Origin of the sequence: Pelosinus fermentans JBW45 (genome assembly GCF_000271665.2) — a bacterium.
Lineage (GTDB): Bacteria > Bacillota > Negativicutes > DSM-13327 > DSM-13327 > Pelosinus > Pelosinus baikalensis.
Window position 1 is genome coordinate 1,815,900 of record NZ_CP010978.1, and the last position, 22,768, is coordinate 1,838,667.

Consider the following 22,768-nt stretch of genomic DNA (forward strand, 5'->3'; position numbering starts at 1 on the left):
ACAAAAGGCTATAAAAAAACAGAGGTTAACTGAAACCATGTTTTCAAAAAATCGTTTGGCGACGATTTGTATTAAGTTTGTCCAATTACATAGTAGTATATTTTCGACTCAATGTCAATATTTTTGCAAATAATCAGGAAAGGAGGTGTCTTATTTATGTCTTTATTTAATAACATTCAAAATTTATGTATCAGTAAAAATATGTATATTTCAAAATTAGAAAAAGAACTTGAATTCGGTAATGGTGCTATATACAGGTGGGATAAAAATACACCGTCAATTGATAAGGTTCTTAAAGTCGCTAAGTATTTTGAAGTATCCGTAGATTCTTTGCTCGAAGAAAATGATGTTGATTCAAGCAAATCAGTCAATAAATTGACATCTGAATTAGTAGCTCTTGAACAGCAAATACAACAAGATAGCGTAAAAGTTAAAAGTATCAAACAATATCTAAAACGATTGCAAAAACTGAAAGGAGCGTAATATGAGTAATTTAACAATTATCAATCAAAGCGGTCAATTATTAGTAGAAAGTCGGCAAGTTGCTGAAATGGTAGGCAAGCAACATGATCAATTAATGAGAAGTATTCGGACTTACATTGAATATTTAACCTCTGCAAAAATGCAGACGTTGGAATTCTTCATTGAAAACACTTATCAAGATAGTAAGGGTGAAACAAGACCTTGTTACTTAATCACCAAACAAGGTTGTGAAATGGTAGGCAATAAAATGACAGGTGAGAAAGGGGTGCTTTTCACCGCTACCTATGTTACCAAATTCAATGAAATGGAAAAGCAACTATCTGCTCCGATGCAAGCTCTCAGTCCTCAACTTCAATTGCTTATCAATCTAGAATTGAAGCAACAAGAACAGGATAAAGCGATTTTTGAAATAGCTTCAAGTGTCCAAGGTATTCGCGATGTAGTAGCGTTAAATCCTAATGATTGGCGTAAAGATAGTTCTAATCTAATCAATAAAATGGCTATAAGTATGGGTGGTTATGAACATGTAAAACCACTTAGGGCAGAGAGCTATAAAGTCTTAGATGAGCGTTTTGGAGTCGATCTTCAATGCAGGTTAACAAATAAGCGTCGTCGCATGGCTGATGAAGGCGTGTGCAAATCAAAAAGGGACAAGCTCAACCAGTTGGACGTAATAGCAGATGATAAGAAGCTTATTGAGGGTTATATAGCGATTATTAAAGAAATGGCAATTAAGTATGGCTTGAAATAATCCAGGTAGATTATCACGATGCGTATTTGAAAGGAGGCCAGAATGGAGAATCCGATTTTTGAAACACCATCCAAGTTTGCGAAGCGTGTGGAGCTACCAGAACACTTAATACGTTCTATGGTAAAACAAGGGCAGCTCCCGTACATAAATACAGGTAGATGCCACGTACGTATCCACGTAGAATCTGCGCTTGCTGTCCTAAAGCAATATGCGCAGCAGTCGGCTACAGAAATAGCAGTGTCAATGCCAGTTCCTATTAAAATAGTAAAATCCGAAACAAAACCAGTAATTGATCGTAAATATAAGGGCCGTCCGCCTGATTCAGTAAGATTGGCAATGAAGAAAGCCAAATAAAAAGAATGATACATTTTTTTATCAGCGAAAACCTTGCAGACCTTCCCAGCCTAGTATATGCGTATACATCAGATACTATGCGTAGGAGGTGAAAAATAAAATGAATTTAAAATATCGCGTGATTCAGTTAGAAAAAGAAGTGGCTGACCTTAAGCGGCAACATATAGATCAGCCTAAAGCAATATTTTACAGAAAGATTTAATCATTAGTATAGATATGCAGCAATTATTTGATCAGAGAAAACAGTCAATGTTTTCACTGATTCGTATGATGATAGATGTGCTGTATGAATCATTACATCTCTAAGTGCTATGGCATCGTTTGTTGGCTCTACACTATCATCAATATGGCCTGTTATTAATCCGAATGCCGTCAAAAAACGCAAATATTTTTTAGTATCTCTTGACATCGAAATAATATCAAGTAATGTAGATTGTTTCACAGAACTCATAAATATCACCTCCTTCAAGGTGATATTTCGACAAAAACCATAAATTTCCTATATAAGGGGTGAAAAATACTTGTCCCGCAATTACGTAGCCAGAATGCAGTATTACTACGAAAGGAAGGTGGTCCACAATCTGAAAGTAATTTACGGTCGAGATCCTACTGCAGAGGTGCAGCGCATGATTGCAAGTCATACCAGAAAAATGAACGGGTTAGCAGCCTGTGCTGGTATAAGGAGGTGATGATTTGTTCACACGTCGACAGAAAGACGTACTATTTACAGTCGTTTTAATCGGTATACTGATTGGCACTCTTGCAAGTTGTGGTAATGCAGAGCCGAAGGGAATGCTGGTCACGGAAACATACATAGTACAACCAGGTGATACCTTATGGACCATAGCAGAAACATATATGGCGAAAAACAAATATGGTCCACGCGACATTCGTGAATATTATCATGGAATCATTGAGCTGAATTATGAAACGGTATTTGCCAATAGACCAAATTCGTTAATTTACCCAGGTGATGAACTCCAAATTAATTATTGGAAATGAAAAAAGACACCTTTGCAGAGGTGCCCTTAGAAAAAATAAGTTACAAAAATTGTATCATACCGCGTAGTTGCGGTCAAGGAGGGTGTTTAATGAGAATTCAATCTGTAACTGTCGCCACTGTAATAGGCGAAAAATATACAGTTGGCCACACGGTCAATGATGTGATGATTGATGATATTATTCAAAATCAAGATACGCAGGAGATTCATTGTTATGACAGTGATAATGGATTGCTGGTTAAAATTGCAGCAAATATTCCTGTAGTAATTGAGTATGCCAAGGAGGAAGACGATGTCTGAAAATGTTACTGAAATCGAAAAATCCAGCAACATTACTGAATTAAAAATTATCTCCAATGAACATAAATTTGTTTGGAACTTTGCTGATATCAAGCAAAACCTTAACAGTCATATTGAAAAATATGTTGGTCTAGTTGTTACTGAGGAAAACCTCAAAGATATGGAATCCACGCAGAAAGAAATTTCATCAATCAGAACTAAAATTGATGGTTTTCGCAAAGAAGTCAAAAAGAAAATGGATGAACCGTACAAGGTTTTCGAGGGGGAAATTAAAGAGCTGCTGCAGCTGATCGAAAAAGCAGAAACTCCACTTAAGAAGCAAATCCTTGAATATGAAAGTGACCGTGTTGCTAAAAAGGAAGCTGAATTTAAACTTTTTGCTCAAACCACGGCCACAGACATGGGCGTCCGTGATGAGTATTTCAAAATCACTATTTCCTCACAGTGGACAAAACGTACAGCAAGAGTTTCCACTGTGAAAAAAGAGATTGTAGCTGAAATTAATTCAATGCTGGAAACTCAACGTCGTAACGATGAAGCTTTGGAACTGCAACGGCAAAAAGAGGAAATGATTGTGGCAGTATGTTCTGCGCACTCAATGGGATTAAAAACACCTGTTACATCAAGCGATATTGCTCATTTAATCGTTAATGCAGAACTAGCTGCTATTCCTGGGATCATTTTAGCGGAATGTCAAAAGCGTGCTGAAATGGAAGCGAAGGCTGCTGCTCCTAAGGTGGAGTTATCACCGCCAGTATTAGATCATGTGCACCATCCTGATGATAATAGTATAGGTTTCCCTAACTACGGTAAAGAGGTTGAGGACACAGATCCTTGCCCCGAATGGGAAGCTACTGAAATTCGTTATCCAAATGAAATATTAAATCCAGCATCCTTTCATATACCACCATTACCACCAGCGTCACGTCCAATGCCTCCAATGCCACCAACTACGCGAGAAACTCAATATGATGTAATTCTAAAATTACCAGGTGTTACTATTCCTCAGGCTGGCGCGTTAAAAGCATTTATGTCTAGTCAGGGAATATCGTATGAAATCATTAGTCAAGCAAGAAGGAGTGATTTTTAATGCCCAAATTATATGAATTAGCGGAAGAATATCGCCTGCTCGCAGAGCAACTTGAAGATATGGAAAACCTTGATCAACAAACTGTAATTGATACACTCGAAGGCAGTACTCAATTAATGGATATTGAAGAAAAAACAGCTGCCATTATTCGAATGGTTAAAAATTGGGAATCAGAAATTCCAGCCTATGAGGAAGAAATTAAACGCCTTACTGAATCTAAAAAGGCAATCGATAATCGAGTGAAATCGGTCAAAGCATATCTGAAAGGTTGTCTTGAAGCTGCTGGATTGGCCAGGGTAAAGATTGGTGTGTTTAATGCAAGGCTACAAAATAACAGCCGTGGATCAGTGATTGTTGATGATCCCAACATTGTACCAGCAAAGTATATCGATATTATTCCACAGCAGGAAATACCCAATAATGACCGGCTCTATCAAGATTTAAATATTGGATTAAAAGTACCTGGTGTTAGGTATGAAGTTGGTAAACATTTAAGGATAGGTTAGGAGTGTTAAACATGGCACGTTATTTACTAAATCAAGGTGATTTACGCCAACTGTGTGATCAAGAGAGATTCCTACGGAACAATGGCTTTGACGTTAAGCAAGAGGACGTCTTTCCTTCGGTAGCCACCAAGGAAGAGTATGTTCAGGCTTTAAAAGAAATCTATCATAGCTATGTAAATGGCTGGTGGAACTATAAAGAACAGAATATTAGGCATGGTATTTGTACTGAAGAAGAATTTAATCAGAAGTTTCGTGCCTACATGGAGAGGAAAGGAGCGTAAATGATGGAGTCCAAATTTTCAGGAATCAACATAGCAAGTAAAATTCATGCGCTCATGGAAGAAAATCCATACATGCAAAAAGATGTGGATAGCAAAGAACTAAGGTATAAGTACCTGAGTTCTGAGGCTGTCATGGATAAAATCCAACCATCTTTAATTAAATTAGGATTGATTGCTTTACCAGAGTTTGAAACGATCTCTGATGCAAATTATACAACGCAAAAAGGTGCTATATGGAACCGCATTCGTGTAAGGCTGACATTGCAAATCGTTGATATAGCTTCAGGCGAGTTTTGTACAGTCTTTGGCGAAGGTGGCGGTACCGATTCAGGAGATAAGGCTGTTGCTAAAGCTCAAACACAAGCTAGTAAAAATCTATGGTGCAAACTTCTGAATGTATCTATAGGCAATGATCCAGAGGCTGATCCAAGCACTGATAAGCAGCAGTTTACACCAGTTCAAAACTACGGTTTTCCTGCTAATGAATTAGAAATCATGGCGGCATGGACCAATGCTGGATGGGACCCTAATGGAGTGGCAGGGTATATCCAACAAAGGTATAACAGGTCACCAGCACAATTAACCTTTGAAGAATGTTACGCACTCATGATGGAGTTTCAGAGCTATGCACAACAAAAATTAGGGGGACAACAATAATGAATAACATTACAATTTTCGGACGTTTAACAGATAATCCAGAGGTAAAAGCAACAAATGATAATAAGGCAATTTCCAAGTTTTCACTAGCAGATAATCATGGTAGCGGTCAGGATACTAAAGCTAGTTTCTTCAGATGTACAGCATTTGGCAAAACTGCTGAATTAATAAACAACTCTTGCCAAAAAGGACACCGTTTGATTGTAAATGGTCGTATGGAAGAAGAAAAATGGACTGATAATCAAGGTGCTCAAAAAACAGGATGGAATTGCATTGTTTCCACTATGAATTTTGTTGAAGCAGCGCCAACAAGTGGACAGTCTCCACAATCAGGACCTCCACAGTATAATCAACCTCCCCAGCAAGGATATGGAGCACCGCCTCAGTACAATAACCAACCACCCCAGGGATATCCACCACAACAAGGCTATGGAGCTGCACCGGTACCACCAGGAGGATATCAGCAACAGCCTGGACCTCAATACGGTGGGCAGACTCCACAACCACCGGCTCCACCACAGCATTCATATAATCAACCACCACAGCAACCAGCGCCCCAGGGATATACCGCCCAACCTCAACAGCCAGCGCCGTGGTCACCACAACAACCTCAACAGCAGGGGCAGCAGCAGTATCCACCTGGTTGGGATCCAAATAGAGACGTACCATTCTAAATTTTATAATTTTATAGCCCGTCTGGTTAGCTCTAGGCGGGTTATTTTTACCCCTATAGGGAGGGAATTTAGTGTTTAAACTTCGTGAATACCAAGAATTGCTTATTGATGGCGCTCGTATAGAATTCCAAAATGGCAATCACCGTACGTGTATAGTTGCTCCTTGTGGAGCAGGTAAGACAGTTATTATGGCATGGATGAGCGCGCAAGCAAAATTAAAAGGAAATAATGTTTTATTTGCGGTTCATCGTCAAGAACTTATTGACCAATCATCAGAAACGTTTCAGGCACTAGGAGTTAGTCATGGAATCATTGCTGCTGGCTATCCCATGAATGTGTCAGAGAAAATTCAAATTGCCAGCATACAGTCAGTGATACGACGTATCAATAAAATCAATACACCCCAAGTAATTATCCTAGATGAGGCTCATCATGCTACAGCTGGTACTTGGCGCAAGTTACTTGCCTTTTACCCTGAGGCATATGTAATCGGACTTACAGCGACACCAGCTAGGATGGGCGGTCAAGGCTTGGGTGATATCTTTAAATCTTTGATCATGGGACCATCAGTGAAGGAATTAATATCCTGGGGTAACTTATCACCGTATCGATACTACTCTCCACCAGTGGCAATTGATTTCTCAGACTTACAGGTAAAATACGGTGATTATGTGCAGTCAGAAGTTGCTTTATGTATGGATAAATCGGAAATTATCGGTGATCTAATCGCTCAATATAAAAAACTCGCACCTGGTGCAAGAGCCGTTTGTTATTGTGTGAGTATTGAGCATAGCCAACACACTGCAGACATGTTTCGCCTTGCAGGGATTCCTGCGATTCACATCGATGGTGAAACAAAAGATATTGTTCGCAAGGCTGCCATTAATGATTTTAAGCTAGGAAAAATAAAAATACTTTGTAACGTGGACCTTATTTCTGAGGGTTTTGATGTGCCGGCAATGGAGGCTGTTATTTTAGCCAGGCCTACACAATCACTCACGCTATACATACAGCAAGCCATGAGGCCTATGCGTCCTGATAAAAGTAATCCCAATAAGGTAGCTACCATTATTGACCATGTTGGCAACGTATACCGTCATGGTTTACCTGATGAAGATCGTGAATGGTCCTTGGAAAGAAAAAAGAAGAAAACCGTATCCAGAGAAATATCAATGAAAATTTGCCCTAAATGTTATTACGCTCATACACCAGCTCCAGCATGTCCAGGTTGTGGTCACGTGTACCAGGTTGCTGAAAAAGCCGAACCGGAAGAAAAAGCTGGAGAGCTCACCGAGATATTAGAAATCCAGAAAAAAGAAAAGAAGATGGAAGTCGGCAGGGCAAGAAACGTGGTTACTTTAGAGCAAATTGCCATGGTTAGGGGATATAATCCGAATTGGGTTAAGAAAATGTGCGAAGTTAAGAAAATACCGTTTGGTGTAGGAGGCATTTGATAAAATTATGATTCAAAACATAGAAATTTCAAAAATTCATTCCCATTATGACAATCCTCGTAAAGAACTTGGAGACCTTACCGAACTTGCAGATAGCATTAAGAGCAATGGGATTTTTCAGAACCTTACAGTTGTGCCGTGGTTTTCAAAAATCACTGGTGTCGGTGCAGATAATCCTAAACAGCAAGAAGAAATGGGATATATCGTTGTTATTGGCCATCGCCGGCTTGCGGCTGCAAAGCTTGCCGGATTAGCAGAGGTACCATGCGCAATATCAAATATGAGTTATCGCAAACAGATTGCAACTATGCTGCTTGAAAACATGCAACGAAATGACCTTACTGTATATGAACAAGCACAAGGTTTTCAAATGATGCTGGATTTGGGCGAATCTATCAATGACATATCTAAAGACACTGGTTTTTCAGAAACCACCGTTCGCCGTAGAGTAAAACTCCTGGAGCTTGACAAAGAAAAGTTTCGGCAATCAGTTGAACGCGGGGCCAATTTAATGGAGTATGCAGAACTGGAAAAAATTCAGGATATCAGCCTGAGGAACAAAGTTCTTGATAAAATCGGAACATCTAATTTTAAGTGGGAGTTGCAGAACGCCCTTAATAAGGAAAAGAACGATAAAAATGAAGCATTAATAATAGCGGAACTTGAAAAATTCGCAAAGAGAATTGAAAGTGGTAACGGATTACAGCATATTAAATCGTATTATCCGTCGCAAAATCCAGAAATTGCTACACCGGATGATACTGATACTGTAGAGTATTTTTTTCAGATACAGAATTATGGCGCTATAACCTTATACAAAAAAGATGATAATGCCAACCAGGGCGCTTCATCTCAAAAAGATCCAGTATGGCTTGAAAAACAAAGAGAGCGTGACAATCGCCGCGCTGCCTTAGATGAAATATCAAAACGGGCATACCAGCTTAGAGGTAGTTTTATTAAAGAAATATCAAATGCCAAAGCAAAAAAGAACATGAGTGTCATAATTGAATATTCATTGCGGGCGATGTTAGGTGATAATTGTACTCCCGACGCCGAAGAATTCGCCCAATTTGTCAACATTGAAATAAAAGAAGATGAAGAAAACGACTTGAATTTTGATAATATTAAGGATCAAGTTGTTACTCAGCCGGAACGTCACCTTCTAACTGCGACCTATTTAATACTTGATTCAGAACGAGAACACTATTATGACTGGAATAATCATCATGATAACAATGAAACATTAAACACGGTTTATGACTTCCTTGAAAAGCTTGGATATGGGATATCTGAAGAAGAGCAATCACTACGCGACGGAACACATAAATTATTAATCAGCTTGGAGGAGTGAATAGGGATGAAAACATGGGATTTAGTTAAGGAAATTATTGCAACTAATGGAACAAGATTATATAACGTTAATGCTAATATGATGCAGATATCTATGGCTAACGGTAAACGTAGGCCTGCATATGTCAAGGTATCCGTCAGTGATTCAGATGCTGAAAAATTGTTAAGACCTATACAACCTTACGGGGCTCAAGCGTTTATTATAGTCGCTGATATTGAGGTTGTTAATACAATATTAGATAAAGAAAAACTGCTGGGGAGGGGCGTAAAAACTCATGAGTAAAGTATGTCCAGACTTCAGCTATTTCATAAAAAAAGATACCCCCCACGACATAATTAAAGTCGGTGGAGTATTACAAACCACCAATGCAGTCACTGATTTAAACAGAACAATAAAAATTAAGAAAATCTATGCAGTAAATGTTTTAACCCATGGCAATATCGTTATTGATTTTGATGGTGTAGAGGTGAACCCATGAGTGATTGTAATCCATGGGTAACAACCAAAGATATTATTAATTTTACTGGAAAAATGTCAGAGCACGACATACAAAACTTAATCCGTATCGGCATATCTGAAAATAATCTAGGTACCTGCTTTAGAGCAAATGTTGGCCAAGCTTATACTGGTGATAAAATTATAAAAAATCCTGATCGATCCATAAAAATTATAAATCCAAGACCGTTTAATACAGGTTTACCGAAAGGCTTTTCTGACCTGCTGGTAATTACGCCAATTGTAATCACGCCAGAAATGGTTGGCCAACAATTTGCCAGGACAGGTTTTCTTGAAATTAAAACGTTGACAGGTAGACCAACTAAGGACCAATTAAATTTTATCGATCAAATGCAACGCTTAGGCGCCAGAGCAGGGGTGGCACGGAGTTTAGAGGATGCAATAAATATTTTAAGGAGTTAAAACGAAAGGAGACGAATGGTAATGTCAATCAAACAAAATGTACTAATTAATACAAACGGTAGAGTTATTAAAGTTCAATTTGAACACTGCCAGGTATGCAAATATGTTAATAAATGCTATGAAGATGGGCAAGGACCAAGATATATTGATCAGGATTGTGTGTCTGGTCCAGCGTTTAAGGATGGCCAGTCATGACTCTAAACCGAATGCAGCAAGTAGGTTTTGACCGCGCGAAAAAATGGTGGCTAGACGGTAACGAGCAGATATTTAAAATAGCCGGCTATGCTGGTACCGGAAAAACTTATTTATCTTCCATGGTATCGGCTGAGCTGGCTGAAAATAAAATTGCATTTTGTGCCTACACCGGTAAAGCTGCTCTGGTTATGCAGCAACGAGGAATGCCAGCAACTACGATTCACCGTCTAATATATGAAACTATTCCAGAGGAAACACGTTGTGAAGAGGACGGAAAAGTTTTTTACAGGGTTAAATATAAGACCAAATTAAAAGAAAAATTAGAGCCTAAACCAACAATAATCATGGTGGATGAAGCTTCCATGATCGATACAAAAATACTCAATGATTTATTAAGTTTCGATATCCCCATTATTGCAGTGGGAGATCCGTTTCAGCTCCCACCGGTGCAAGGTAAAGAATCGGAACTATTAATTAATCCGGACGTAACGCTCGAGGAAATCATGCGCCAGGATGAAGGGAGTCCAATTGCTTACCTGGCTGAGAAGATCCGAAAGGGCAAACCCCTTAAGGAAGATGAAAGTTATCCTGATTGCATTTGGCAAATGTCAAAAACTGACCTATTCAGCAATCTTGAAATATTTAAATGGGCAGATCAGTTTATAGCTGCCAGAAATGCGACAGTTAACGCCGTCAATCATCAAGCCAGGCAGTATTTTGGCTTTACTGGTGATTTGCCCGTCGTAGGTGACAAAATGATCTGCAGACGCAATAGCTGGGATACTCTTTTAGTTGATGGCAGACTGCCAACAGCGCTAGTAAATGGATTGATCGGATACGTAACTCTCGTAGAAGAAAAACAAGTTATAAGTAAATTACCCTGGAAGCCAGATGGTTTTATGTTTTCCTCGAATCAATTAAATCTAAGGCCCATATTTGAAGATACGGCTGAGTTTACAGAATTGAAATATAATCCTTTAGCCTTATGGGAAAACGATCAGCAGCGGCGCAATGCGTTGAAAGGAATCATACTGCAGTATGGGTATTGCATTACCTGCCACGCTTCCCAGGGGAGTGAGTGGGACAATGTTGTTTTATATGATGATAGTTGGCTAGATCGGAATGATCCGACGCAGCAAGCACGATGGAGATATACGGGAGTAACGAGAGCGGCTAAAAAATTAATTTGGTTAAGGTAATTAAGGTGGGTGACATATGGAACTTTCAAAAATAAGACAAGCAGCCTTATATTATGCAGGAATGGGTTGGCATGTGATTCCTCTCACCGAAAATAGTAAATTCCCGCCCAAGATAAAAGAATGGCAACATGAGGCCACTATTGATCCAAGTATAATTGCTCAATGGTGGTCTAAATGGCCAAATGCGAATATCGGAATTGCAACAGGTGAAAAGTCCGGAATATTTGTTCTAGATGTAGATGGACCAAAACACGGTACCAATGAGGCAAAAGGGATAGACGGCAACGAATCCCTTAAAGAGTTATTAGACGATCACGGAGGCTTAATACCAGACACGGTAGAGGCAATCACCCCCACAGGTGGAAGGCATATCATTTTTAAATATCCTGCTGGTACTAATATTTCAAATAGCACTGGTAGGTTGGGGAATGGTTTAGATACCCGTGGTAATGGTGGTTATATCGTGGCAGCTCCATCTGTAGTGCCAGAAGGTGATTATATATGGGAGTGCAGCTCACGACCGGATGAAGTGACCGTATCAGAGTGTCCTGCATGGTTATTGTCAGAGATTATTGCAGAAAAACCAATTAATACTGCTGATCGACCTCATTCATTTGAGCGCAGACCTACTGATGGTCCAGCGGTACATATGCTGAATAATTGTGCTTTTATGCAGCATGTACAACTTAATTTTAAAAACCTATCCTATAACGAAAAACTAGCAGCGATTACGAATATTGTTCGTGCGGTAGATGGCGTAGAGGTAGCTCATAAAATTCTGTCACAGGCTGAAAATTATAGTTATAAAATCAGTGATGAAAAAATTAATGAATGCTTGACGAATATGAACCCTCAGAATTGTGAATACATCTGTACCAGTGTTGGTTTTAAAGGTTGCCCTTCAGGAGGTTGCGGTATTGCTGCCCCCTGTGGTTGGTCCCTGGGAGTTGTGCCTCAGGCTATAGCTAAGATAAAAAATATCATTATGCCAACACCGGAAAATGTTAATAATTCTGAAATATTGGGTGCATTGGCTTTAGTACAACAAAAAGAACCATTGTTTTTCGATGATTTTTTACATAGATATAGCGGAAATAAAGCGTCATTAAAAAAAGAACTTGGCAAATATAAGCGTGAAGCTGCTGGATTTTCCGTCATTGAAGGCGGTCAGGGTGAAACTATTCCAGCAGGGGATTCGAATGGCGTCCGCTGGCTATCCCAAACGGTACCAGACGTACCTATTAATTTAATGTTACCAGGTAACCCCTCACAATATGCAGCATGGGTATTCAAAAATGATGGCGTCGCAGCGTGTAAGGTCAATGATCAAGGTAACGTTACCTATAATAAAGCTACTTATGCCCCTATTATCATCAATGAGCGAATCAGTAATATCGATACCAATCAGGAGAAAGCTTCCTTATCATTTAAAACTCACAGAGGCAACTGGCGTAATGTGATTTTACCGAAATCAACGATTTTCGATTCCAAGAAAATCATGTGCCTGGCTGATTCAGGATTGGTGGTTACCTCAGATACAGCTAAAATACTTACAAAATGGCTATCGGAACTTGAAGCTGCTAATTCTCAAGTAATCCCTGATCGGGTAGGAGTCTCAAAATTTGGCTGGCGTAACAACGATACGGAGTTTATTTGTCCAGGCATGAGCAATAATTATGTATTAGATACGGATGATATCGCCCCACAATCAGTAATTGACGGGTATTCCATTGCAGGGGATCATGGCGCCTGGCTGCAGGCTATGGGTGAATTACGGAAAAATCCTAAAGCTAGGTTTATATTAGCAGCTTCCTTTGCAGCTCCACTATTAAAAATAACAGGTCAGCGGATCTTCGGTATTCATAATTGGGGTGACTCCAGGGATGGAAAGTCTGCAGCACAATATGCAGCGTTATCTGTTTGGGGTAAACCAAGTACAATTAAAATATTGGCCAGTTCGAGCGAAACAGGTATAGAGAGGATGTCTGCATTATGCTCAGATCTTCCCCTATGTGTCAGCGAGTTAGAAACCTTAGATGAACATCGAAGGGCAGAGTTTGAGAATAAGACAATTTATATGATCACCGAGGGCAGAGGCAAGCAGCGGGGTACCATTAAAGGACTGCAGCAGTCATCTTCCTGGCGTACGATCATGATTACTAACGCTGAATCACCGATTGTTAAGGATAATTCCAAAGGCGGTATTATTACTCGTATAATTGAAATTAATGGGGGACCGTTTGTTAATAATCAAGAGTTTGCCAGTTACTTATATGGTGTCATGGAACAGCATTACGGCCATGCAGGAAGAATATTTTTATCTCATATATTGACCGCTAACCATGTTGAAATAAGAGATATTTATCAAAAATTACGCATGGTATTAAAACAAAAATACCCTGAAAAAATAGACTCTCATATCGATGCTATTTCGCATACTGCTTTAGGGGATCAACTATCTAGTATGTACGTTTTTGGCGAGGATAAGGATACTGCTAGCCGTGGAGCATTACAGACCGCGGAGTACATAATTGAAAATCACCTGATTAATAACGGTGATGCCGATGAGTCTGAACGGGCTTGGCAATGGATGCTGGGATGGATTGCCGCGAATAATGGAAGGTTTGCGCTGAATATAAAAAGTGCAATGCCAATATTGGGATACATTGAAGATGATTATATTTGTATCCTGAAAACAGAACTTGCAAAGGCCATGAAAGAACAGGGTTTTAGTCCGGATAAAATATTCCGCAAGTGGGCTGACTTAGGCAGGATACCAATAACAAGAGTTGGTGAGAAGCGAACCTTTGCAGTAAGAGGTAAAAGAATAAACCGTGTTCAGCCGTGGGTGATAAAGATTAAAGAGGAATAAAGTAACTATCTAAATTATTAAGTTAGTTCGTGGTTAGTTCATAAGTTAGTTCACTATTAACCTAGTAAAAACGTGCCTTTACTATATATTGAACTAACTGAACTAACTTATATAGATAGATGATACGTTATAGATTTTATTTTTCTTAAATATGGACATTGATTATAAATGTATTTTAGCAGTGGACATTTATGAAAAAATAATATTTATAATAATAATATATATATACCCCCTGAAATGGTTAGTTCAGTTAGTTCAATTGTCATGGAGCCACGTTTTACCTAGGTTTAAGTGAACTAACTAGTGAACCAACTTTGACGCAACTTGAACTACCTTAATAAAAAATAGGAGGTAAAACTTCATGGAAATATACGATTACGTACAAAAACAACCTACACCACCTCCGCCTATTGGAAGTGATCTAGGTTACTCATACAAAGACAGCTACGAATATTCCCCTAATGACAGCTGGTTATGGCTAGAATTATTTATCATCACTGATAGACATAACCGAGAACTAGCCAAACAGCTTGAAATCATAAGAGCAACAGGAGCTAGGTTTATTATAGACAATCAGTATGGATTTATTATTCAGCCAATCATAGATCCGAATGGTCAGCAGGGTTGGAAAAACGTTGAGCAGTATAATGCCGAACGAAAATACTTGCTGCCATACTCAAATATATTAATTGAGTCGCTGAAACAACTACGAATGTTTTATGAAAACTACATGAATACGAGGAAGTGATAAAATATGAACAAAGAACAGATTGCAAAAATAGCAGGTGAAGCAGGAGCAAAGGCAGCTTTAGAAGCTTGGGATAAAAAATGGCAAGAACAGAAAAAAACGCAATATACCACTAGGCTATGGAATACGCGTATGCTTCTGAAGCATTATACATCCTTAAAAGAATATTGCGACAAGGCTATTTATAGTAGGAGCTCGGAATCTACTGAAAAGCCAGTAGAAATATTAGAATCTTTAGGTGAATGCACTAAAGAAGAATATATAGAATCTATTAAGAGCAGCACAATAAGAACGATTACTATCATGGCCCATGTGGAAGCAATGTTAAAATTGTATAAAATTTATTGTGAGACTTCAGGTAAAGCGGAGGATGAAAGAAGATATAGAATCTTACATGCCAATTATTTTGATAAAGTTAAAATTGCTGACATATGTGAAGCCGAAAATATTGACAGAAGCACCTATTATCGAGACAACCGCGAGAGTTCAGAGATGTTAAGTGCTTTAATATTCGGGGCTGACGGGCTTTCAGCAATGCGACAAAGAGGAAATTGACGTAGGATTTCTGCCGTGATAATATGGTAATATGAAATAAATATAACGAATCGAAACCGCCTACATATGTAGGCGGTTTTGCTATATGTAAATAGAGGAACTTTTTACCTTTTTATCGAAATGTGTAGAAAATGATAATGAGGAGATGGTGTAAATGGAGAAAGCGTATATTTATGAAATGCCGCCAATAGATTATTTTGTTCCTTTCAAGACACTTGAACAGATTATTACAGATGTCGAGAAAGAAGTTTGGGTCGAACAAGTAGAGGGAGCGAAGCAAACTATATTAAAATTAGTAGAAACAGCTAAAGAATGTTTTCGTAAGCATACTTTATGGGAAGGAGACGGGAGGGTTTATGTTTCGGGACTTCCTGACGTAGATTATGCAAATGCATTTTTTATAATAATAATCAAGCAATCGAATAATGGAACTACATTCTTATATTCGCCAGTTGAATTACCACATCTAGAAGAATATTTAGAAGCTACAATTATCAAAGATTGATATCACAAGTATTACTCAGTCAAATCTTAGAGGAAAATGTTGCCTTTTGCCGAATTTAAGTATATAAAAATTTAGATTAAGGAAAGGTGATGCAAATATGATAGAAAACTTGGGACAACATTGGGAAGTTATAAAGGGCGGTGTATTATTAGCCCTAGTAATCATGGGAATGCGCATTGCTAGTAGACTTTAAAAATTCTGCTTTCTAAAAATAAGTATGTCGCACAGCTAACCGTCCGAATAGGGCGGTTTTCTTTTATACCTAAAACCAAGGAGGTGTACACCACACATGCAACTACGCTGTAACAATAAACTCTGTGAATATAACGATCCAGATAAACTGCTGTGTGGTGCTACAGTCGTTTACTATGTGAATCGTTTGTGTCGTACGTTTAAAGATAGGCGTGATAACTATAAAGACCTTATGCGGGTAGATAATCCGAATTGCCGTAAAAGCAATGGTAAGTGGGTGAGTAATCATGTTGGTAAAATATAAAATAAGATAGTAGGTGAGGTGATGGCACGAGAAAAATATGATTGGGACAAAATTAAAGCTAAGTATTTAAGTGGTAGCTATAAGAATCTCAGAGACTTTGCCGAGAAGGAGAGTATTAATTATGACGTTCTAAGGCGCAAGGCTAGTAAGTGGCAAGTTGAAAAGTCACAAACAAGTCGCACTAAAGTCACAAAAATTGTGACTAAAACAATTGAGAAGATTGCTGAGAAAGAATCTGACCGCAATGCAAGGATACTTAATATATCGGATAAGCTGGCTGATAAAATAGAAAAAGCAGTCGAGCAGCTAGAAAATTATATTGTTACTAATAAAGTTAAAACTAAAACGATTACCTATGATCCTGCTGCCAAGAAACCATCCAAGGAAGTGATCGTTGAGGAAGAAACGAAAGATATTGTCAGCGGTATTATTGACCGTCAAGGATTAAACTATTTAACTGCAGCTCTTGAGAGAATACAAAAGGGCCAGCGGATTGCAGAGGGACTGGATAAAGTAGAAGACGTTGAAAATAATAGCGTAATCAAAGATCATGCTAAACGTGTGCAAGATGCATGGGCTAACCGATGATTAGCGTTGAACCCATACTGCTACAGCCTCATGTTATTACGTATTATGCTGATAATATCCTTGACTATGTTAAAGAAGTAGTTGGGGTAACGCCTGACGATATCCAAGCGGAAATATTACTAAGCGTTGCCAATAACCAGCTAACTTCTGTCAGATCCGGTCATGGTATTGGAAAATCCGCTCTTGAATCGTGGACTGTTAAGTGGTTTATGTACTCCCGCCCGTTTCCCAAAATACCCTGTACGGCTCCAACAAGGCACCAACTGCATGATATTCTTTGGGCAGAACTAAATAAATGGAATCGTCAATCGGCTGACGGCGACTTGTTCGAGTGGACAGACGAACGATTTTATCATAAGGCACATAGAGAAGAGTGGTTCGCAGTTCCTCGTACAGCGGTTAAACCAGACGCTTTGCAAGGATTCCATGCTGACCACATTCTTTATATCATAGACGAAGCGTCCGGCGTTGCTGATAAGATTTTTGAACCTGTTTTGGGTTCGCTATCGACTGCAGGAGCCAGGCTATTGGCGTGTGGTAATCCTACAAACCTTGCAGGCTGGTTTTACGACAGTCACAATGACAATAGAGAGATTTATAACCCCTTCCACGTAGATGGTCGCAATTCACCGAGGGTAACCAAAGAATATATTAAAATGATCATTGATATGTTTGGTGAGGATAGCGATGTATTTCGTGTACGTGTCGAGGGTAATTTCCCCAAGGCTATGCCAGATAGCTTTATACCTCTCGATTGGGTAGAGCGTAACAGCGTTAAAAAGCTGTTAATAATTAAACCACACAGGATTGATATTGGGGTTGATGTTGCAAGATTTGGTGATGATCAATCCGTATTATGTCCTGTGTTTAATCGCCAGCATCAGCAAGAACCAGAAATATATAACCACAACGACACGATGCAACTGGCAGGGCGTGTCATTCAAATGCTTGATCGATATACGGATAAATACGGACGTATCCCAATGTCAGTACGTGTTGACTGTGATGGTCTTGGCGTTGGTGTATATGACAGGGTTAAAGAAGTTGTTAAGCAGCGGAACATGACACATGTAACAGTGATTGAAGGTCATTTTGGCGGGGCTGGTGGTAAGTTGTTTACTTCCGATCCTGTGCGGTACTCTAACAGTACAGGCATGATGTGGGGCACGATCAGAGAGTTATTGAGATATAACAAACTGACTCTTTGGTATAACAATTCTCAAATTAGCCAACTTAGTAACCGTAAATACAGAGTGAACTCTGATGGTGATATTGAACTAGAGCGTAAAGAGGAAATGAAAAAACGCGGCTTAAAATCACCAGATTTAGGTGATGCATTGGCGTTGGCGATATACGTACCACCGACTATGAATATGGCATTCCAGATGTAAAAAATAACTTTTCTCAACGTCCAATAAGAACCAGTTATCGAATATTGACATGTAAAATTTTAGGATAAAAATAGAAAGGAGGGACAGCACATTGATTGTAGATTTAATCGCAAATCCTGATTATAGATTCTTGGAAGATTCCTACTATGCCACAGGCGGTTTTAAGGATGGCGAATACATTGTTAAACGTCCACGCGAGTCAGTTGACAATTATAATGTTCGTAAACAGCTAAGCTATTATCTAAACTATGTGAAACCTGTTATTGACTCGCATGTAAACCCTATATTTCGCACAGATGCATCTAGAGACTGGGGCGGGCGTAAAGAAAACAATGGTTCGAATCTGTTTTCTTTGTTTTATGAAAATGTTGATACGGTTAAAACGAAACTACCTAAGTTCATGAAGAGAGCTGCACGTATAGCAAAGCTACACGGAGCGGCTTTTATTGTTGTTGATAATGTCAGTGATCAGCCTGGATCAATGGCGGAGGTGTTGAAAACGAGAGCATTTCCGTATGCGTATATCGTTAAACCTCACCAGGTGACTGACTACACCGTAAACAAAGCGGGTGCGCTTACAAGCATAACCTACACCATTGCAGGAGATAATTCTGGCAGCAATGGGAAGTCGAAAGAGGTTTGGACGTGGACGCAATCAACCTGGAAATGTAGCGGTCAAGATACCACTGAGAAAACAGGTCCTAATTTGATTCATAAAGTGCCTGTCGTTGTGTTGCTTGGCGCTGAGGCAGATCCAGGAGAATTAAAGCCTCAATCTGAGTTTTATAGTATTGCTAAGACAAATAAGCGGATCTATAACCTCTGTTCTGAAATTGATGAGATTATTACCAAGCAGACATTTAGCATCCTTACCTATCCGATGGGGCCTAGCGCAGATCAAGACAAAGTCAAGGAAATGCTTACTGGTACCGAGAATGCTGTTTGTTACGATGGTACCGTAAGTAACTCGCCTGCTTATATATCTCCTGACAGTGCGCCTCTGGAGCAGCTACGCTTAGAACGCAAGGAACTCGTCCAAGAGATATACCGCATGGCGCAACAATCCCACGTTACAGGCGTTGAAACCAAAGCGTCTGGGGTGGCTAAATCCTGGGACTTTGAGCAGACCAATCAGACACTAGCTGATTTTGCAAATAATTGTGAAGCTGCTGAATATGGCATAGCGGAGTTATTTGGATTATGGACCAAAGCAGAGGTTTATTATCAATCCAAGTACTCTGATGATTTTGGTATTGTTGATATTGTTAGTGAATTAGATGGTGTTGGCAAGGCACTTGACCTTAACATTGGCGGCCGGTTTAATACAGCAGTTAAGAAAAAGGCTGTTGATGTGTACTTAAATGATTTGCCCGAAGATGAATTTGACGCTGTTGTTGATGATATCGATGCAACGGCCAAGGATGAGACTTATAAATTTGATGGTGATTCCGTTACATCTGCTGTAGAGATATTAACGGCGGTGGCAAGTAAAGCAATAGCTCCTGAAGCGGCTGTAATAATGATGCAGGCGTTTTTTGGTATGACAGAAGAAATAGCTAAGTCCTTGCTGGCAGCGCAAGAAAAGGTTATCGGTTTAGGGGGTGAGGCGAATGCAACGAATCAAACACCTGTACCAGCAACTACGACACAAGTTGCTTAAATGGGCGGTGAAGGTGCTACTTAAGCAAGCTTTTATTGATGAGGTGGTTGCCAAGGAGCTGCTGGATCATGAGTCAAAACGATGAATTGTTATTGCTTCTTGCACTGTATCAGAAAAAATATGGAGTATTAGCCTCTAAGACCGCCGAGCGTATTAAAAAATACCTTGCAGATGGATATACGCCTGAAAAGGCAATCAGTCTTGCTTTAGGAGATGAAAAGTTCTTCCTGGAGCTTAAAAATTACATTACTGATGCTGCCGTTTCCGCTTCACTTCTTGGCAAAATGGTTACGAATGATGCCGCCAGTACAACCAAAACAATAACCAGCTCTAGGGTGGGTGATGTTGAGGTTTATGTGGACGTCCAGCAGAAAACAGGTAAGGCAATAAATACTGTTAATGTTGCTGAAACTCGCAGTATCATACTAAATGAAGCCTGGGCGCCGGATAAAATGAATCTTTCTACTCGTCTACATGGTAATGAAGCAGAGATACGTCAAACGATTGTGGACACAGTTTCAAAATCCATTAAGCAAGGTGAAACCTGGGTAAAAACATCACGGGCCTTGTATGATGGCTATAATGCTGGACATATCACTAAAAAAGCGGAATTGCCCGAATATCTTACCGATCTAGTCAAGCAAGCGAAGAGAATCCTTGCCGAAGACAAAGCAGCGTTGAGGGAATATAACAAGGCCGTTGCTAAAGCTGAATATCAAATCAGCAGGTTATCACAGGACGGTGCTCCTACAAGAGCGATGAAACAATCTTTTAAAAACTTGCTTGATGCTGCAAAGGATTTGAATGATAAGGCAATTGATAAAGCTGTGTCTGTGGCGGTAGAGGAAAAATCCAGATATATTGCTGATCGTATAGCCAGGACAGAGATATCCAGGGCTTGGGGTGATGGCTTTTTTGCGGAACACTTAGAAGATCCTGACGTGATTGCTTTTCGGTGGGATTTAAGCAGCAGGCACCCTGTATATGACATATGCGACATACATGCCAAAGTCGATTGTTATGGTCTTGGTAAGGGGGTTTATCCTAAAGATAAGTTTCCAAGGCGTCCTGCACATCCACACTGTCTGTGTCCTGTTACTCCTGTGTATATTGGCAACCTGGATATCGACGGAGTTCAGGAAGCTATGCTACTCCAAAATGCTAAATTTAATCCGAATGCAATTGCTAAGTACATTGACGGAGCTACAAGAAAACAACAATTATCATTGTTAGGAGCTGATGGATTGAAAGACTTTGAAAGGGATGGATCATGGCAGAATTCATTGCGATTATGGGCGGGACATGAGACGCCAACAACTAGATTAAAATAAAGGGGTGGTGGTCTGGATGCGTAAGTATCCTCAATAGCTATGACGAATAATGAAGAATATCTATCCGAGCTGTTCAATCGTGAGATTACGGATGATAGCATTTTAGCAACCTTGAATGCTAGTAATAAGGCCATAGAGAAAATGCTACCAGGTTTAGTATCTCGCACTGAAAAAATAATGGGCATGACCGATGAGGAATGCCGTGAAGAACTTAAAAAGAGAGGAATCGTACTATGACATTAGAAGAATTATTGGCGGCATTGGCTAATACTCCAGAAGGTTCTAAACTTGCTGAGGGTTTAAAAGCGTTAATAGCTGCTAAAGAGGCGGAGATTGCCGCTGCTTCCACTAAAAATAAAACTGGAAGCAAAGCACAAAAAGAGCTTGAAAAGAAGCTTAAAACCACAGAAGAAAAGCTATCCAAAGTGTTTGATATTCTGGGCATTGATGAAGATGATGACCTTGAAACCGCCCTTGCTGAGGCTGGTAAAGCAACTAAGGGCAAGAGCGATGACGCTTTACAGAAGCGCCTGGATAAGTTGGAAAAAGCACGTAAGGCAGAAAAGGAAGAGTCTGATCGGCTGTTAGGTGAAGAACGCGGTAAGCGTCATAATGCTACCAAGCGGCAAGAGTTATTAAAAGCTTTAACCGAAAATAAGGCTGCACGTCCAGAAGATTTGGTGGATATTTTATTCGGTAAAGTTGAGATTGGTGATGATGATTCTCTAACATTTACTGATGAGAAGGGCGTTGCCGTTAAGATTGCTGATGGAGTAAAAGGCTGGTTAGCTTCTCGCCCTGAGTTTGTCAGTAATGGTCAATTACCTGGTGGTGGATCAAATACAAATCCGTTAAGTACCGCTAAAGGTGCTGACGGTAAACCACTTAGTCTGGGAGCTGCTCTTGCTAAACAAACTGCAGATAATTCTAAGGTTGCGTTTGACGCTCAGACTCATTTCTTTGGTGGGAATGGTCAATAAAAATAATTGGAGGAAATAAAAAAATGAAATTTACTGAAACAAGTTACTCAAACAGGATAAATATCCTGGCGTTTACGGACCACTACGTTGCAGTACCCGTAATGGTAGATAGTACGGACGCTGCCATCGTGGTAAATGTTGATGGCAAAAAGATACTCCCTGCTGGTACCATAATTGGCGGTGGATTTTTGTCTAGCCTGACAGCAAAAGCAACAACTCAAAATGATGCCGATGCCGAGGGCGTACTGCTCTATGATGTTGATGTTACTTATGGGGATGCCCCAGGAGCAGCCGTAATTCATGGATTTATATCAAAGGCTAAGTTGCCTGCTGCGCCAGATGTTGCTGCAGTTACTGCACTTAGAGGTATAAAGTTCTTAGTATAATTTATAATAGCAAATCAAATTGAGCGACTATAAGTAGTCGTA

At 39.6% G+C, this 22,768-nt stretch carries 30 protein-coding genes; 29 read left to right on the forward strand and 1 reads right to left on the reverse strand.

What is annotated here, in order from left to right; translation table 11 throughout:
• Positions 1-156 precede the first annotated feature (156 nt).
• The 3 genes from JBW_RS23745 to JBW_RS07650 are packed head-to-tail and all read left to right on the forward strand — an operon-like array spanning position 157 to position 1,588.
• Entirely contained in the window at positions 157-483 is a 327-nt protein-coding gene (locus JBW_RS23745) for a helix-turn-helix domain-containing protein (protein ID WP_007959652.1), read from the forward strand.
• A 1-nt stretch (position 484) separates the two neighbouring features.
• The gene (locus JBW_RS07645) at positions 485-1,234 is read left to right on the forward strand and encodes a Rha family transcriptional regulator (RefSeq protein WP_007959653.1); all 750 of its coding nucleotides are present in this window, start codon (positions 485-487) and stop codon (positions 1,232-1,234) included.
• A 42-nt stretch (positions 1,235-1,276) separates the two neighbouring features.
• Entirely contained in the window at positions 1,277-1,588 is a 312-nt protein-coding gene (locus tag JBW_RS07650; RefSeq protein ID WP_007959654.1) for a hypothetical protein, read from the forward strand.
• A 205-nt stretch (positions 1,589-1,793) separates the two neighbouring features.
• Here JBW_RS07650 and JBW_RS07655 read toward each other — a convergent pair whose 3' ends face one another.
• Positions 1,794-2,039: a hypothetical protein gene (locus JBW_RS07655; protein WP_007959656.1), complete on the reverse strand. Its 246-nt coding sequence runs from the start codon at positions 2,037-2,039 to the stop codon at positions 1,794-1,796.
• 242 nt (positions 2,040-2,281) lie between these two features.
• Here JBW_RS07655 and JBW_RS07660 point away from each other — a divergent pair, with 242 nt between their 5' ends.
• The 26 genes from JBW_RS07660 to JBW_RS07780 all read left to right on the forward strand — a co-directional run bounded on the left by JBW_RS07660 (position 2,282) and on the right by JBW_RS07780 (position 22,726).
• Positions 2,282-2,590: a LysM peptidoglycan-binding domain-containing protein gene (locus JBW_RS07660; protein ID WP_007959657.1), complete on the forward strand. Its 309-nt coding sequence runs from the start codon at positions 2,282-2,284 to the stop codon at positions 2,588-2,590.
• An 89-nt stretch (positions 2,591-2,679) separates the two neighbouring features.
• Positions 2,680-2,889, forward strand: a complete 210-nt coding sequence (locus JBW_RS07665; RefSeq protein ID WP_036681746.1) for a hypothetical protein — start codon at positions 2,680-2,682, stop codon at positions 2,887-2,889.
• Positions 2,882-3,979: a DUF1351 domain-containing protein gene (locus JBW_RS07670; RefSeq protein WP_007959660.1), complete on the forward strand. Its 1,098-nt coding sequence runs from the start codon at positions 2,882-2,884 to the stop codon at positions 3,977-3,979. The genes JBW_RS07665 and JBW_RS07670 overlap by 8 nt, the downstream gene beginning before the upstream one ends.
• Positions 3,979-4,485, forward strand: coding sequence for a siphovirus Gp157 family protein (locus JBW_RS07675; RefSeq protein WP_007959663.1), 507 nt, complete (start codon positions 3,979-3,981; stop codon positions 4,483-4,485). The genes JBW_RS07670 and JBW_RS07675 overlap by 1 nt, the downstream gene beginning before the upstream one ends.
• Positions 4,486-4,496: 11 nt before the next feature.
• Positions 4,497-4,766 (forward strand): hypothetical protein, encoded by a 270-nt coding sequence (locus JBW_RS07680; protein ID WP_007959666.1) that lies wholly within the window; start codon positions 4,497-4,499, stop codon positions 4,764-4,766.
• Positions 4,767-5,423, forward strand: coding sequence for an ERF family protein (locus tag JBW_RS07685; RefSeq protein ID WP_007959667.1), 657 nt, complete (start codon positions 4,767-4,769; stop codon positions 5,421-5,423).
• Positions 5,423-6,097, forward strand: coding sequence for a single-stranded DNA-binding protein (locus JBW_RS23750; RefSeq protein WP_007959668.1), 675 nt, complete (start codon positions 5,423-5,425; stop codon positions 6,095-6,097). Before JBW_RS07685 ends, JBW_RS23750 begins: the two co-directional genes overlap by 1 nt.
• Before the next feature lie 71 nt (positions 6,098-6,168).
• A complete protein-coding gene (locus JBW_RS07695) occupies positions 6,169-7,551 on the forward strand; it encodes a DEAD/DEAH box helicase (protein ID WP_007959669.1) in 1,383 nt (460 codons plus the stop codon).
• Between the two features lie 7 nt (positions 7,552-7,558).
• Complete coding sequence (locus tag JBW_RS07700) at positions 7,559-8,902, forward strand: ParB/RepB/Spo0J family partition protein (protein WP_007959670.1); 1,344 nt, start codon at positions 7,559-7,561, stop codon at positions 8,900-8,902.
• Between the two features lie 6 nt (positions 8,903-8,908).
• Positions 8,909-9,184 carry a hypothetical protein gene (locus tag JBW_RS07705; RefSeq protein WP_007959671.1) on the forward strand — a complete coding sequence of 92 codons (276 nt, stop codon included), beginning with the start codon at positions 8,909-8,911 and terminating at the stop codon, positions 9,182-9,184.
• Positions 9,177-9,380 (forward strand): hypothetical protein, encoded by a 204-nt coding sequence (locus JBW_RS07710; protein WP_007959672.1) that lies wholly within the window; start codon positions 9,177-9,179, stop codon positions 9,378-9,380. The genes JBW_RS07705 and JBW_RS07710 overlap by 8 nt, the downstream gene beginning before the upstream one ends.
• The gene (locus tag JBW_RS07715; protein ID WP_007959673.1) at positions 9,377-9,820 is read left to right on the forward strand and encodes a VRR-NUC domain-containing protein; all 444 of its coding nucleotides are present in this window, start codon (positions 9,377-9,379) and stop codon (positions 9,818-9,820) included. The genes JBW_RS07710 and JBW_RS07715 overlap by 4 nt, the downstream gene beginning before the upstream one ends.
• A gap of 21 nt (positions 9,821-9,841) precedes the next feature.
• The gene (locus JBW_RS24940; RefSeq protein WP_007959674.1) at positions 9,842-10,015 is read left to right on the forward strand and encodes a hypothetical protein; all 174 of its coding nucleotides are present in this window, start codon (positions 9,842-9,844) and stop codon (positions 10,013-10,015) included.
• On the forward strand, positions 10,012-11,214 hold the full coding sequence (locus JBW_RS07720; protein ID WP_007959676.1) for an ATP-dependent DNA helicase: 1,203 nt from the start codon (positions 10,012-10,014) through the stop codon (positions 11,212-11,214). The genes JBW_RS24940 and JBW_RS07720 overlap by 4 nt, the downstream gene beginning before the upstream one ends.
• 16 nt (positions 11,215-11,230) lie before the next feature.
• Positions 11,231-14,086 carry a DUF927 domain-containing protein gene (locus tag JBW_RS07725; protein ID WP_007959677.1) on the forward strand — a complete coding sequence of 952 codons (2,856 nt, stop codon included), beginning with the start codon at positions 11,231-11,233 and terminating at the stop codon, positions 14,084-14,086.
• A gap of 361 nt (positions 14,087-14,447) precedes the next feature.
• On the forward strand, positions 14,448-14,834 hold the full coding sequence (locus JBW_RS07730) for a hypothetical protein (protein ID WP_007959680.1): 387 nt from the start codon (positions 14,448-14,450) through the stop codon (positions 14,832-14,834).
• A 6-nt stretch (positions 14,835-14,840) separates the two neighbouring features.
• Positions 14,841-15,389: a DUF1492 domain-containing protein gene (locus tag JBW_RS07735; protein WP_007959682.1), complete on the forward strand. Its 549-nt coding sequence runs from the start codon at positions 14,841-14,843 to the stop codon at positions 15,387-15,389.
• 154 nt (positions 15,390-15,543) lie between these two features.
• Positions 15,544-15,894 (forward strand): hypothetical protein, encoded by a 351-nt coding sequence (locus JBW_RS07740; RefSeq protein WP_007959685.1) that lies wholly within the window; start codon positions 15,544-15,546, stop codon positions 15,892-15,894.
• A 289-nt stretch (positions 15,895-16,183) separates the two neighbouring features.
• On the forward strand, positions 16,184-16,390 hold the full coding sequence (locus JBW_RS07745; protein WP_007959689.1) for a hypothetical protein: 207 nt from the start codon (positions 16,184-16,186) through the stop codon (positions 16,388-16,390).
• A 21-nt stretch (positions 16,391-16,411) separates the two neighbouring features.
• A complete protein-coding gene (locus JBW_RS07750) occupies positions 16,412-16,978 on the forward strand; it encodes a hypothetical protein (protein WP_007959691.1) in 567 nt (188 codons plus the stop codon).
• Positions 16,975-18,369, forward strand: coding sequence for a hypothetical protein (locus JBW_RS07755; RefSeq protein ID WP_007959702.1), 1,395 nt, complete (start codon positions 16,975-16,977; stop codon positions 18,367-18,369). The genes JBW_RS07750 and JBW_RS07755 overlap by 4 nt, the downstream gene beginning before the upstream one ends.
• A 91-nt stretch (positions 18,370-18,460) precedes the next feature.
• Positions 18,461-20,029: a hypothetical protein gene (locus JBW_RS07760; protein ID WP_007959704.1), complete on the forward strand. Its 1,569-nt coding sequence runs from the start codon at positions 18,461-18,463 to the stop codon at positions 20,027-20,029.
• Positions 20,030-20,097: 68 nt separating this feature from the next.
• Positions 20,098-21,360, forward strand: a complete 1,263-nt coding sequence (locus JBW_RS23755; protein WP_007959710.1) for a hypothetical protein — start codon at positions 20,098-20,100, stop codon at positions 21,358-21,360.
• A gap of 39 nt (positions 21,361-21,399) precedes the next feature.
• Positions 21,400-21,597 carry a hypothetical protein gene (locus JBW_RS07770; RefSeq protein ID WP_007959712.1) on the forward strand — a complete coding sequence of 66 codons (198 nt, stop codon included), beginning with the start codon at positions 21,400-21,402 and terminating at the stop codon, positions 21,595-21,597.
• Positions 21,594-22,340: a hypothetical protein gene (locus JBW_RS07775; RefSeq protein ID WP_007959713.1), complete on the forward strand. Its 747-nt coding sequence runs from the start codon at positions 21,594-21,596 to the stop codon at positions 22,338-22,340. The genes JBW_RS07770 and JBW_RS07775 overlap by 4 nt, the downstream gene beginning before the upstream one ends.
• A 101-nt stretch (positions 22,341-22,441) precedes the next feature.
• A complete protein-coding gene (locus tag JBW_RS07780) occupies positions 22,442-22,726 on the forward strand; it encodes a hypothetical protein (RefSeq protein WP_200897012.1) in 285 nt (94 codons plus the stop codon).
• The last annotated feature ends 42 nt before the right edge of the window (positions 22,727-22,768 follow it).